Here is a 13149-nt window from a genome sequence, read left to right on the forward strand (position 1 = left end):
TATGCGTGACACCCCTGCCATCCCCGCGGAAAACACATCGCCTCAACCCGACGCTGCCAGCGCCGAGGCCGAGCCGACCCGCGCCCTCGACGCCGGCGCCTCCGACGCGCTTGCGACGGCGAGCTCAGCGCCGGAGGTCCAGGCGGAGCGCGATGATGGAGGCATCGCGGATGTGGGGACTGAGGCTGCGGCGCCCGAGGGTTCCCTCACCGAGGGCAGCTTGATTGCGGGCCGCTACCGCCTCGATCGCCCCCTGGGCGACGGGGGCATGGGCCAGGTCTACCGCGCCGAGCACGTGCTCATGCGCAAGACGGTCGCGCTCAAAGTGCTGCACGCCGAGCTCACCGAAAACAAAGAGGTTGTGGCCCGTTTTCAACGCGAAGCGCAGGCCGCCGCGCTGCTGGATAGCCCGCACGTCTGCCAGGCCACCGACTTTGGCCAGACCGACGATGGCGAGTTCTTCCTGGTCATGGAGTACCTCGAAGGCCAGACCCTGCATGAGGCGCTGGCGCTGGGGAAAATGCCCCTGATCCGCGCCGCACACATCGCCCGACAGGTCGCCACGGCGCTCTCCCAGGCCCACGCCCACGGCATCGTGCACCGCGACTTAAAGCCCGAAAACATCATGCTCGTCGATCGGGAGGGCGATCCGGATTTTGTCAAAATCATGGACTTCGGCATCGCCCGCATCTCCATGGCCGACGAAGCCGGCGCGGAGAAACCCACTCGCCTGACCCGCAAGGGGATGGTCTACGGCACGCCGCATTATATGGCGCCGGAGCAGATCGCCGGCGCCGAGGTCGACGCCCGCGCCGATCTCTACGCTCTGGGCGTGGTCTTTTTTGAGATGCTCACCGGCCAGCCCCCTTACGACGACGAGAACGTCGCGCGGCTGATGGGCAAACACGTCACTCACCCCATCCCCACGCTGCGCGAGCGCTGCCCCGGGGTAGCCTTTCCGCAGGCCGCCGAGCGTCTCATCGCCCAACTTCTGGCCAAAGACGCCGACGCGCGCCCGGCCGATGCCCACGCGCTCATCGAGGCGATCGACGCGCTCCACGACAACCCGTTGACCGCCTCCATCGCCCCCATCGCCACAGCCGCCGGCGACTCGCTCACCTCGTTGGGCCAGCGCGCCGCCGAGGTCAGCGCCCCGATTCGAGAGCGCGTCATTGAGGTCAGCGCGCCGCTGCAAGAGCGCTGGCGCACCGAAGTGCTGCCCCGCTGGAAGGCCCTCTCGCCAGATGAACAACGCCTGATCCGCGGGCTGGCCATCGGCGCCCTGGTGATGGTGCTCTCCATTCTGGCGCTGACCGTCTACGTGGTCCGTGGCGACACGCGCGCCCAACGCCAGACCGAAGCCTCGCGCGAAGCGCTCATGGAAGATCCTCAGGTGCTTGAGGCCATCGCCGCAGCCCGCACCGGCGATCGCACCGCGCTTGAGGCGCTGCTTTTGCAAAACCCCGACGACGCCGATCTTCGCTACCTGGCCTTGATGGCCGACCTGCATGTCGAACGCGAAGTCGACCTCCTCGACGAAGCCCGCGCCATCGTGCTCGCCGATGAGCGCTACGCCCACGACCCGGCGCTGGTCGATGAGATCGTCGCGCGCTTTGCCTCGGGCAACGACGACGCCGCGGCCTGGCTCCGCGAACATCTCACCTCGACGTCGCGCTCCGCCATCGCGCGCGTGGCCAGCCAGGGCGAGCGCGCGGCGATCCGCCGGCGCGCCCACGGGTTTCTGGAGGAGGTCGAGGCCCTCGATGACCTGGAGCGCTGGGAGCGCCTGGGCGTCGAGCTGCGCGTGGCCGGAAACTGCGAGGGCTACAAAGAAAAAATCGACGCCATCATCGACCTCGACGATCCCCGCGCTCGCCCCGCCCTCCAGGCGATGAGCGACTCGCCCAAAGTCGGCTGCGGCTTTCTCAACCGCCGCGATTGTATCGCGTGCGTACGCGACGACCTTCAACGCGCTCTGGACGTCCTGCCGGAACCCTGATCCTCACCCTGGTTGCAGAGCGAGGCGCGTCCTCGCCGGTGTAGGAGCGTTCACCACCCCGGTTGCGCCACAGTCCCCCGCTCGCTAGACTCTGGCCCACTGATACGCTGTTTTCTGACAACGTTTTGACGGGAGCCTGACGCATGGTCACTTCACGCCGTCCCACCCCTGCACTCGCGCTACGACGGTGCATGGGGCTGTCCCTCCTCCTCGCGACGCTGAACCTGGGCTCAGCGGCCTGCGGTGGCGATGAGGTCGCCGACTCCAGCGACTGGAGCACCAACGAGCCCGACGCCGGGGGGGAGTCCGACGCCAACGCCGAGCCCATCGACGAGGAGCGCCCCGACGCCGAACCTCTCACACCCCAGGCGGCCTCCATCGTCACGGTGATTGACGTGCCGATGCCGGTGGTCGCCGGACAGCGCTTCGACGTGGCCTGTGAGTATCTCGACGCCGATGGCGAGCTCATCTCCTACCCCGAGGGCGAGGCGCCGCCGGTGCGTTTTGACCACTCCCCATCGGGACTTCTGGAGGTTCGCGCCGGCCAGCTCGAAGCGCAGCATGTGGGTCAGGCCACGGTCGCCTGCGCCTCCCCCACGCTGGGCTTACGCGATGAGGCACCACCCTCGGTCGAGATCGTCGCCGGGCCGCTGCACACCCTGAGCACCGAGCTCTCCGACTTCCAGATCACCGCCGGCGACACAGCCACCGCCAGCTGTCAGGGCTTTGACGCCTTCTTGAACCCCGTCGACCTGAGCGGCACCGAGCTGCGCCTCATCACGGATGTGACCAACAGCGGCGTCACCCTCGAAGATCTCAGCGCCACTATCACCACCGCCGGCTTCTACAACCTGAGCTGTTTTGCGGAGGGCGTTGAGAACTTCAACGAGGTCACCCTGGAGGTCGTCCCCGATCTTCCTGCGGAGCTCATCGTCAGCGTGGTGCCGGACCAACCCGTCTACGGCACAGGCCAGATCGTCACGCTCAGCGCTGAGGCCCAGGATCGCTACGGCAACCTCGTGCCTCAGGCGCGCATCACCTACGAGGCGATCCCCGCTGGCGAGTCCTTTGGTGACGGGCGCTTCCGCTTTGGCCAGGACGGCGTCTACACCCTGCGCGCCTCCATCGACGAAAACAACGCAACCGAGGCCCCCATCAGCCGCGAGGTGGAGGTCGTCGTCAACGAGAACGGCCCCTCGATCGTGTGCACCGGCCCCGGCGACGGCACGATGGTCAACCACGCCCCGAACACACTGCTGACCTTCACCGGCACCGTCGAAGACAGCCTCGGCGTCGAGGAGGTGCTGGTCAACGGCAGCCCCGCAACGCTCGACGCTCAGGGCAATTTCAGCCACCGCTTCCGCCCGCGCTTTGGCATCAACTTCGTCGATGTGGTCGCCCGCGACACCTACGGCGAAGAGAGCGTGCGCACCTGCTCCTTCCTGGCGACCAACACCTACGGCAATCACCTGCTCTCCACCAACGATGTGGTCTCGCTGCGTCTTGCGCAGGACGCCATCGACGACAAGGGCCACACCACCACCATCCAGAGCCTCAACGACGTGCTCCTGCGCGTGCTCAATAGCGATGGACTTCTTCAGCAGATCCGCGACGCGGTGGTCTCCGGTGGTCTCCTCTCCTTCGGCTGCCCCGTGCCCTGGACGGACGACTACACAGTGAGCATCACCGGCGTGGAGTATTACGGCATCAACCTGGGCACGGGGAATCTCTACCGGCACCTGACCGAGCTGGATCTGGTCGGCGGCGGTCTGGATATGCAGGCGACGCTCCGAGGCGTGCGCGTTCGCATTCGCGTCTACAGCCCTTCGGGCATTTGCCCGGACTTCAACCCGGTCGCAGATGTGGATCGCGTGACCGTCAACCTCACCAGCAACATCGCGCTCAACGGCCAGAGCCTGTCCGCATCGCTGCGTGGCTCGCCGAGCGCGAACGCTGGCGAGATCTCGCTGAGCGGCGGCAATGGCTTCTCCGATCTTGTCTATGGTGCGCTCGGTGATCTCTTCCAGAACACCATCCGATCCGAGGTTGAAGACGCCGTTGAAGGTGCCATCGTCGACAACTTCGACAGCCTTTTGGGCGATCTTCTCGGCAACCTGGGCACCGACGCCCTCAGCGGCGGCATCGAGGTCCCTCGCCTCGATGGCACCGGTCAGATCGAGCTCCTCTACGACCTGGGCTTCTCCTCGCTCTCGGTGAGCAGCGCGCGCATGCTACTCGGGATGCGCACCCGGGTGCGTCCGCAGACCACCGCGATCGCCTACCCCACCCTGGGCGTCGCGGTGCCCCCGGGCTCCTACCTCTATGAGCCCTCCGGCGGTCAGAACACCTCGGTGTCGGTCCACCTGATGCTGCTCAACCAGGCGCTGCACGCGCTGTGGCGCGGCGGACTTCTGGAAGCCGATATTGGCGAGGCCCTCTTTGGCGAAGACGCCGAAGGCGCGTCTGTGAGCCTGCGCACCACGCTGCCCCCGGTGGCCGCGCTCAACCCCGACGGCAGCGCCACGTTGATGCTCGGCGGCATGCGCCTGGAGATGGTCTACCCGGGCCTCTTCGACGAGCCCGTCACCTTAAGCCTGGGGGCCACGGCCAACACCGAGGTCAACATCAACAACGGGCAGCTGAGCTTCTCCAACATCACGCTGAACGAGTTCCATCTCTCCCCCGATGAGATCTCGCTCAACGAGGGCACCCGCGACATCCTTGAGGGCTTTTTGCGCGGCTTCTTGCAGACGCTTCTCGATGACGCCCTTAACGCGGCCCTGCCGGAGCTTCCGGTGCCTTCCTTTGCGATCTCGCCATCCCTTGGTGTGTACGGCCTGCCGGTGGGCGGAGAGCTCGGGTTGACCAACCCGGCGCTCGACGCCACCGACCGCCACCTCATCCTTCGCGGCAACTTCGGAGTCCGGTGAACCTATGCGACGACCTCTGAGCACGATTCTATTCGCCCTGCTCCCGCTCGCGCTGGGGAGCCTCACGCTGACGGCCTGCGGCGCCGATGACGGCCCCAACACCAGCGAACCCGACACCGATGTCGAGGCCGACGCCGGCGAGGAGCCCGACGTCGAGCCTGAGCCCGCCGACTGGGAGGCCGCCGCAGAAGTGCGCGTCAGCCTCACTCCTGCGCGTCGGGCCTATGCCGTCGGCGCGCGCATCACGCCGGCGGCCACTGTCTACGACGGGCTCAACCGCCGCATCTCCCCGCCGGTGCGCTGGCTGGTCACGCCGGCCGAGAGCGTCGAGAAAGACGGCGACGAAGATCGCTGGTTTGTGCGCGAAGAAGGACCGGTGACCTTCAAGGCCTGTGTCGATCTTGACGATGGCGAGGCCGTCTGTGGCAGCCGCGTCGCGATGGTCGACGCCGGTCCGCCCACCATCACGCTGGAGAGCCCGCTTCCCGGCGCACAATTGCTTGCTGCCGAGCACCCCACGATCGAGGTCAGCGGCCAGGTCACCGACCCCAACCCCATCGTCAGCGTGCACGTCAACGGCCAGGCCATCGAGCTCGACGAGGAGGGCCGCTTCAGCACCACCTATGAGCCGAAGTTGGGCCTCAACGCCGTCAACGTGACCGCCTTCGACGGCCTCCACGACCGAGAAGGTTACGCCGAGGCCAACTTCATCTGGGCGCCCGCCTACCACCCCGCCGACGACGACGGGGCGGTCACCCTGGAGGAAGGCCTGATCCTCAACCTCGGCCAGAACTTCTTCGACGACGGCCAGCCCCTCGAAGTCTTAAGTGAGGCCCAGGTCGCCACTGACGATCTGGCCGACATCCTCTATCTGGTGTTGCGCTACATCGACCTGACCTCTCAGCTTCCCGATCCGGTCGTCGACTCCAGCGCGCTGACGCTGCGCATCCTTGATGTCGCCGTCAACGAACCGCGCGTGGAGATCGATGTCACCGACGAGGGGCTGCAGCTCTTCGCGCAGATCCCCACCCTCGTGGCCACCACCGCCGGCGGCCTGGAGCTCAGCGACCAGTCTTTAAGCCTGGATGGCGAGCTCAGCGCCAGCCTGGCGATCTTCGCCGAGATCAGCGTGGCGAAGACCAGCGCCGAGGCCCCCTTTGAGGTCGAGCTTCAGCGTTTTGAGCTCGCGCTGGAGCAGGCCACCCCCAACTTCGTCAGCCCCGAGGTCAACGCGGTCTTCGAGCTGGCCGATAGCGCGCTGCGCACCAACCTGGAGTCGATTATTCTGGAGAGCGTTAACCTCTCCTTCATCGACACGCTCCCCGAGCTTCTGCTCGACGTCTTCACCTCGCTGGAGGGCGCCATCTCCGAGCAGAGTTTTGAGCTCGATCTGGGCACCGGCCAGCCGGTGGCCCTGGACTTCAACGGCCAGATCTCCCAGCTCGCGCCAATCTATCGCGAGGGGCTCGACGGCATCGTCCGAGCTCGCCTCTCCACCGGCGTCGAGCCGCTTTTTGCCGAGAGTCCAGGCGTGCCGCTGCTCAGCGCGCCCACCTCGGCGCTCCCCTACTTCCAGAGCTCCCGGCTGCAGATCGGGCTGAACACGGCCCTGGTCAACGGCATCTTCCACAGCCTGTGGAACGCCGGGCTGCTCACGATGGACATCAGCGAGATGATCCCGGCCCCCTTCAACACGCTGGTGCAAGCCGCCCAGATCGACGGCAAGCTGCCGCCCCTGGTCGCCCCCCCGCAAAACGGAGAACCCTACGATCTGATGATCTACCTCGGGCAGCTCGAGGTCGAGATGACCTGGCCGGACCGCGTCGACCGCTTCGGCGCGCGCATCACCGTCGGCGCCAACATGGGGCTCAGCGGTGGCGAGATCGGCATCACCCTGGCCGAAGAGCCCAACATCCATATGTGGCTTATCAACTCGACTATGGACGAGCCCCAGCTCACCGCCGAGATGCTGGAGCAGCTGATGTATGACCAGCTCTGGCCCGAGATTGAAGGGGCGTTTGGCGAAGGCCTCTCCTTTGCGGTTCCCGCGCCGGACCTGGGCGCCCTTGGCGAGTTTTCGCCGGCGCTGGCCGACCTGCAACTCACCCTGCAGCAGTCTCAGCCCCTGGCGACCCGAGAGGGCTTTTTGATGGTCGACGCGACCTTCCGCGGTGAGCTCTGGCTGCCTTAACGCGACCGAACACGCAACGCGTAAGACATTGAATTCACTCAAGAATCCACCCAACCCCAAAGCAGCCCGCGAGCGAACGCTCGCGGGCTGTTTTGGTTCAGACCACTGAAATCGCACGACGAGAGCGCTTAACGCACGCGCCCGAAGTGCTGCACCCAGTAGCGGCGGTAGCGCCCGTCGCCCTCATGAAAGGCCACGCCCAGCTGAGTATGCGCCGGATAGAGGATATTGCGCCGGTGCCCGGGCGAGTCCATCCAGGCCTGCACCACATCTTCGGGCGTGCGCTGCCCGCCGCCGATGTTTTCGCCCGTGCAGGTGCCGGAGTAACCCTGGTCGGCGCAGCGCTGGAAGAAGCTCGTGCCATCGAGGGAGTCGTGGGCGAAGTAGTCGCAACGATCGAGATCGGTCGCGTGCATCATCGCCGACTCGGCAAGCTCCCCGCTGTAGGTCAGCTCGTTGAGCCCTTCGGCGCGACGCTCGGCGTTGGTCAGGCGAAAAACTTCACACTCAAAGGTGGTGCTGTTGCCCGGGCAGCTTGTGACCACATCGGCCGGCGGTCCGCAGAAGCGGCAGACGCCCTCCACAGCACCGCAGGCGAGCTCGTCCGCAGGATCGGGCTCAGGCTCAGGCTCGGGAGTCGGCTCAGGCTCGGGAGTCGGCTCGGGCTCGGGAGTCGGCTCAGGCTCGGGAGTCGGCTCAGGCTCGGGCTCGGGAGTCGGCTCAGGCTCGGGCTCAGGCTCGGGAGTCGGCTCAGGCTCGGGCTCGGGAGTCGGCTCAGGCTCGGGAGTCGGCTTATCCGGGTGGTAAACCTCGGTGCGATGGTCGCCTTCACTCCACGCCACCTCCGGCGCTTCGCTGACCTCATCGCACGCCCACTCACAGGGCTCCTCCGTGCGATCCACCCGCAGATCGTCACCGCCCCCGCACGCCAACAGGCCGCTTGCCAGCAGCGCCGCCATCAGGCTCTGAAACTTCATCGTAGACCTCTCTGAAAGACTCGTGCAGCCAGACCTCGGCCACGTTAGCCCCGCAGAGCAGATCCAGAAACCCCTTTTATTTCAACAACTTGTAGAGCAATGCTGTAAAACTACGTTCTCACTCCAGCCCTACCCGCTCGATCTCGGCGTTGGCGGCGACGGCCTGATTGTCCCAGTCGCGGAAGTTCAAGACCTCCCCGCGCACCCGCACCTCCTGGCTCCGCGCCAGGTCCACATCCGCGTACACCCAGCAGGGCGCATTCCACTCGCCCATGGCCTCAACGCCATCTTCGTGAAAGCCCACATCCACCGGGGTGTACACCGCGGCGCGCCCGCAGTTCTCCTCGATCGCAATCGACCAGGGGGCATCGCCCACCAGCACGGCGTGCGCCACGTAACACTGGTTCTCCAGCGCGCGGGCCTGGCACCCGATCTTGACCCGGTTATAGCCGTAAGGCGTGTCGGTGCAGCTGGGCGCGATGATCAGGTTGGCGCCGGCCTCGACCTGACGGCGTGCGAGCAGGGGAAACTCGCTGTCGTAGCAGATGTTGATGCCGAAGGCGCCAAAAGGCGTCTCAAAGACCTTGAGCTGATCGCCGTAGGAGATCAGCCAGAGCTCGCTCTCAAAACGCGTCATCAGGATCTTTTCCTGAAAATCCACGCGCCCCTGGGGACTGAAGACGTACGCGCGGTTGCGGTAGGAGCCGTCGAGCAGACGCACCGGGTACGAGCCCCCCACCACATAGACCCCGTACTGGCGGGCCAGCTCACGGTGCAGCGCCAGGTAGTCGTCGAGCAGACGCTGCATCTCCGACATCTGAAAGGGAAGATCCTGGCGCACCTCCTCGGCAAAGAGGCTCACAAGCTCCATCGAGGCGTACTCCGGAAAGACCGCGATCTGCGCCCCTTCACTGGCCGCCTCTTTGACCCACGCCGAGATCTTGTCGACGTAGTGATTCCACCCTTCCAGAAAATCCACCGGGTACTGCGCGGTGGCCACACGCACCATGCTCATTCGCTGTCCAGGTCTTTGAGCCAGATCTCCATAACTTCGGGCACTTCTTCGACCGTGTCGATCTCTTTCCAGCGCATCATCGTGCGGATCTGGGGCTGTCGATCGTAGCCGCGCTTGCGCCAGAAGGCGTCGAGCGGCTGCCAGCCCTCGGGTCGCCGCGGATGGTCCGGGGGCCGCACCACCGCCGCAAAACACGTAAAACGAAACGCTTCGAGCTCGCGCACATGCGCCTCACGCTCCTCAAAGAACTTCACGCCCACGCCCTGCCCCCGGTACTCCGGCAGCAGCACCGACTCGGCCAGATAGAAGATCTCGCCAACGTCGTAGCCCAGCTCTTTGAAGGGGCGCTGAAAGTCCTCGTCGCTCTCAGCCATCGGCATGCCGGTCGACACGCCGACGACGCGCTCACCATCAAAGGCGGCCACGAGCACACTCTCGCTCGACTCCAGATAACGCGCCAGGTAGCGGCGCTCGTAGTCCAGGTCGCCGTCGTAGAGGTAGGGGTAGGTGCGAAAGATCTGGATGCGCAGGCGCGCCAGATCATCGACGTATTGATGCACCGAATCACCGCTGAGGCGACGGACCTCCACCTGACCAACCTGTTGCGACATCGTCTCGTACTCGAAGAGGGCGCCCGGCGTCCTGCCGGGTGCGCGGGGGGTTATTTGGTACCGTAAAGGCGATCGCCGGCGTCACCGAGACCGGGCACAATGTAGCCTTTCTCGTTGAGTTTCTCGTCGATCGCCGCGGTGTAAATAGGCACATCCGGGTGTTCGCTGCGCATATGCTCCACGCCCTCGGGCGCGGCCAGCAGGCACATGAACTTGATGGAGCGCGGCTCGAAGGCCTTGATGCGCGTGACCGCCGCGGCCGCCGAATGCCCGGTGGCGAGCATCGGATCGACCACGATCACGTCGCGATCATCCATCTGCTCGGGCAACTTCAGATAGTACTCCACCGGCTGCAGCGTCTCCGGGTCGCGGTAGAGCCCGATGTGGCCGACGCGCGCCGAGGGGAGCAGTTGCAGGAGCGGATCCACAAAGCCCACGCCGGCGCGAAGGATCGGCACGATCACGAGCTTTTTCCCCACCAGATGCGGGGCGTTCATGGTGGTCAGCGGCGTCTCGATCTCGGCGTACTCAATCGGAAGGTCGCGCGTGACCTCATAACCGAGGAGAAGCGCCACCTCGCCCATCAGGCTGCGAAAGGCGGCGGTGGTGGTGTCTTTCTCCCGCATCAACGAGAGCTTGTGCTGAATCAGCGGGTGATCGATGACGGTCACATCTTCCATGGTCCACCTCCGCGTGGGGTCGGGCGCCTGAGCAAGGCCAAAAGGGAACTTCCCGCTGGTTGGTAGCCGCTGGACCGGGGGCGGTCAAGCGCGCCGCTCAGGTTCTGCCGGCGACGACCAGAAGGGCGCCGTTGATGGGGTGTTCCTCCGCCGGGCAGAGCCCGTAGATGATCGACGCGAGCTCGGCGGGATCGACCCAGGAGTCGAAGTCGGCGTCGGGCATGTCCTGGCGGTTGGCCTCGGTGTCGATGATCGAGGGCTGCACCGCGTTGATGGTCACATCGACCCCTTTCACCTCATCGGCCACCGCGCTGACCAGGGCGTTGAGCCCGGCCTTGGTCGCCGCATACGCGCCCTCGCCGGCGCCGGGCTTGAGCGTGGAGCGCGAGCTGATGAGCACCACCCGCCCGTGGCCGCGCGACTTCATCGGCCCCATCACCTCGCGCACCACATAGAGCGAGGAGCGCAGGTTCACGTCGACCAGAAAGTCGATATCGTCGGTGCCGATCTCTTCGATCTTCGACCAGCGAAACCCGCCGGCGCAGTGCACGAGCACATCGATGGGGCCGAGCTGCTCGCGCACGCTCGCGGCGGCGCTGGCGATGGCCTGGGCGTCAGTCACGTTGACCTGCTGCTGCCAGACGCTGCTGCGCTCCTTATCTTCGACGAGCTTGCCGTGGCCGGCGGCGTGAAGATCCCAACACACCACCCGCTCACCACGCTTTGAGAAATGGGCGACCACATGGTCTCCCAGCGCACCGGCCGCACCGGTGACGACCACCACGCGTTTGTTTTCTTCACTCATTCGTTCATCTCCATCAGCACAGTCATTGTCAGCGGGCTGGCCAGCCGGACCCTCGTGCGCAACTTGAGGCAGTGGACGCGGCGAGCCGTTGGGGAAACGAGGGTAGTCACCGCAGGCGCCACTTCCATCTCATAGATGCCTATGTCTTTTAAGGGGGGACGATGTCATTGAAACACCATCTGAATGCGTGGGGCTGCAGGCTTCCGATGCTGGCGTGTTTAACATGGGCGCTTGCAGGATGTCATGTGCTCAGCGAGTCGGCGCCGGAGCCGGCGGGCGCCGAGCTACAGGACGATCGGGAGCGCGCGCTCAGCGAGGCGCTCGACCTTCGCTGGTCGACGCTGATGGCCGATGTGCCCACCGAGCCTCAGCAGAGCTCGGAGGCCTGGCCGACGATGAGCTATGAGGTCAGCGTGGAGTGCCCGCTGGTCTATGATTTTGAGTTCAACGCCCCCCTGGGCGCGGCCATCGCTCGCCAGAGCACCGGACGGCTGGAGCTGCGGGCGCATCCGCGCGAGCCCGGGGCCTTTGAACTGGCCAACCGCGCCACCGGCCTCTACCCGGTGCACCGAGGGGTGAGGCACCCGGGCAAGGAGTGGTGGCATGAGGATCTGCAGCCGGTTCGCCTGACTCAACCCGAGCCCGGGCGTCTTCAGTCGGGGACGCTGCCTGCGCCCTGGCAGCCGGGCGGCTCGATGCTCTCGATGGCCGCCCTCTTTCCGCCGCTGCCACAGGGCGTTGAGGCGCGCGACTGGCCCGGCCTGATCGTGAGCGATGAAGGGAGCGGCACGACGACGTCCGCGCTCGCTGTTCGCGTCGAAGATCGCGTGCTTCTTGGCGAGGAGCGTGCGCTGGTGCTTGCGGCGCGGGGCGGGCCCGAGGATCTTCGCGCCCGCTATTTGCTCTCGGAGCGCGGGCGCGTGGTGGCGGCGGCGCTCGTGCTTCCCCGGGGCGATCAGGTGGCGTCTGCGAGCCTGCGCCTGACGGGAAGCTGCGAGGGCCAGCGCTTGCCGCCGGCGGCGCAGCCCGACGACGCCCGCAGCCAGATGATTGAGACCTGGACGCGCTTTGCCAACGCTGCCCGCGAGGCAGAATGGGCGCGCGCGCTGCACTACCTCGATCCCGCGCTCCGAGAGACCCACGGCGATGAGACCATCACCGCGCTCCTGGCCGACCATCTGCGTCACTTCGGACCGGCCGCTCTCGGGGGGATCTCCCCCTCCTCACCGGTTGGCGAGCAGGACGACCGCGTCACCCTGCAGCTTCACGGCCGCAGCCTCGTCGGCGACAAGGGCACGCCCAACGACGTGATCACCGAGATCGTCGCCACCCGCACCGAGCGCGGCCTGCGCATCGAGCGCGTGCGCACCACGCTCGACCCACGTGGCGAGCCGCGCGAGCTGCTGGAGTTGAGCGCCGGAGCGCTGCGCAGCAGCGCTCCCCGGCCCGCTGAGGCCTCCGACGAACACACGACCGAGAGTCCCCCGTCCGACGATGCTCCCGGCGAGGAGGGCCCCGAAGTGCGCTAATTTCTTTCATTTCGCGCCGGTCATGGTAACCATGAGTGAGGCGTCACCCGGGCGCCCTTTGAAGTCTGTCGGCCCCCTTTTGCCCCGCTGCGTTGAAGATGTCGGACAACGCCACCATCCTGCGCGAGATCGAGTGCACCGGCTGCGCGGCGCGTTTTCGCGTGCGCGGCCCAGCCGGCCAGCCTCTGACCGCCGGCGTAGACTGCCCGCTCTGCGGCGCGCCCATCGCGCTGAACCGCCAGGGGGATCAGAGCTTTGCGAAGGTGAGCCACGCCAGCGTCTTCGGCCACCAGGCCCCCCTTCCCACCGCCGAGCAGGCACGGCGCCGCACCACCGCGGCGCCCGCGACCCCACGCGCCGCGGAGACCGGGGGCGACCCGGAGCTCCCGAAGCCGCGCCTGGGCCTCTTTGA

Annotated in this window: 10 protein-coding genes; 5 read left to right on the forward strand and 5 right to left on the reverse strand. The window is 66.4% G+C overall.

Annotated features, from left to right (window positions below):
* The first annotated feature begins 1 nt into the window (after position 1).
* From FRC96_RS05500 to FRC96_RS05510, 3 genes are all read left to right on the forward strand, one after another.
* Positions 2-1999 (forward strand): serine/threonine-protein kinase, encoded by a 1998-nt coding sequence (locus FRC96_RS05500; RefSeq protein ID WP_146973505.1) that lies wholly within the window; start codon positions 2-4, stop codon positions 1997-1999.
* 191 nt (positions 2000-2190) lie between these two features.
* Positions 2191-4929: a hypothetical protein gene (locus FRC96_RS22620; RefSeq protein ID WP_283808884.1), complete on the forward strand. Its 2739-nt coding sequence runs from the start codon at positions 2191-2193 to the stop codon at positions 4927-4929.
* 4 nt (positions 4930-4933) lie between these two features.
* A complete protein-coding gene (locus tag FRC96_RS05510; protein WP_146973507.1) occupies positions 4934-7120 on the forward strand; it encodes a hypothetical protein in 2187 nt (728 codons plus the stop codon).
* A gap of 128 nt (positions 7121-7248) precedes the next feature.
* On the opposite strand, the gene FRC96_RS05515 is transcribed toward FRC96_RS05510, so the two are convergent.
* The 5 genes from FRC96_RS05515 to FRC96_RS05535 all read right to left on the reverse strand — a co-directional run bounded on the left by FRC96_RS05515 (position 7249) and on the right by FRC96_RS05535 (position 11208).
* The gene (locus tag FRC96_RS05515) at positions 7249-8097 is read right to left on the reverse strand and encodes a CAP domain-containing protein (protein WP_146973508.1); all 849 of its coding nucleotides are present in this window, start codon (positions 8095-8097) and stop codon (positions 7249-7251) included.
* A 118-nt stretch (positions 8098-8215) separates the two neighbouring features.
* Positions 8216-9112: a carbon-nitrogen hydrolase family protein gene (locus FRC96_RS05520; protein WP_230469910.1), complete on the reverse strand. Its 897-nt coding sequence runs from the start codon at positions 9110-9112 to the stop codon at positions 8216-8218.
* Positions 9109-9723, reverse strand: coding sequence for a GNAT family N-acetyltransferase (locus FRC96_RS05525; protein ID WP_146973509.1), 615 nt, complete (start codon positions 9721-9723; stop codon positions 9109-9111). The genes FRC96_RS05520 and FRC96_RS05525 overlap by 4 nt, the downstream gene beginning before the upstream one ends.
* 50 nt (positions 9724-9773) lie before the next feature.
* Positions 9774-10403 carry a uracil phosphoribosyltransferase gene (upp, locus tag FRC96_RS05530; protein ID WP_146973510.1) on the reverse strand — a complete coding sequence of 210 codons (630 nt, stop codon included), beginning with the start codon at positions 10401-10403 and terminating at the stop codon, positions 9774-9776.
* Positions 10404-10500: 97 nt separating this feature from the next.
* Positions 10501-11208, reverse strand: a complete 708-nt coding sequence (locus FRC96_RS05535) for an SDR family NAD(P)-dependent oxidoreductase (protein WP_146973511.1) — start codon at positions 11206-11208, stop codon at positions 10501-10503.
* 245 nt (positions 11209-11453) lie between these two features.
* Here FRC96_RS05535 and FRC96_RS05540 point away from each other — a divergent pair, with 245 nt between their 5' ends.
* Positions 11454-12737: a hypothetical protein gene (locus FRC96_RS05540; protein WP_146973512.1), complete on the forward strand. Its 1284-nt coding sequence runs from the start codon at positions 11454-11456 to the stop codon at positions 12735-12737.
* Between the two features lie 98 nt (positions 12738-12835).
* Positions 12836-13149 (forward strand): hypothetical protein (locus FRC96_RS05545; RefSeq protein WP_146973513.1); only part of this gene is annotated, 314 nt, incomplete at its 3' end.

The organism is Lujinxingia vulgaris (genome assembly GCF_007997005.1).
GTDB lineage: Bacteria > Myxococcota_A > Bradymonadia > Bradymonadales > Bradymonadaceae > Lujinxingia.

What these genes read in the sequence shown, in the direction of transcription:
- FRC96_RS05500 (WP_146973505.1), top strand. Translation starts at nt 2, where the DNA reads ATGCGTGACACCCCTGCCATCCCCGCGGAAAACACATCGCCTCAACCC.
- FRC96_RS22620 (WP_283808884.1), top strand. Translation starts at nt 2,191, where the DNA reads ATGGGGCTGTCCCTCCTCCTCGCGACGCTGAACCTGGGCTCAGCGGCC.
- FRC96_RS05510 (WP_146973507.1), top strand. Translation starts at nt 4,934, where the DNA reads ATGCGACGACCTCTGAGCACGATTCTATTCGCCCTGCTCCCGCTCGCG.
- FRC96_RS05515 (WP_146973508.1), bottom strand. Translation starts at nt 8,097, where the DNA reads ATGAAGTTTCAGAGCCTGATGGCGGCGCTGCTGGCAAGCGGCCTGTTG.
- FRC96_RS05520 (WP_230469910.1), bottom strand. Translation starts at nt 9,112, where the DNA reads ATGAGCATGGTGCGTGTGGCCACCGCGCAGTACCCGGTGGATTTTCTG.
- FRC96_RS05525 (WP_146973509.1), bottom strand. Translation starts at nt 9,723, where the DNA reads ATGTCGCAACAGGTTGGTCAGGTGGAGGTCCGTCGCCTCAGCGGTGAT.
- upp (WP_146973510.1), bottom strand. Translation starts at nt 10,403, where the DNA reads ATGGAAGATGTGACCGTCATCGATCACCCGCTGATTCAGCACAAGCTC.
- FRC96_RS05535 (WP_146973511.1), bottom strand. Translation starts at nt 11,208, where the DNA reads ATGAGTGAAGAAAACAAACGCGTGGTGGTCGTCACCGGTGCGGCCGGT.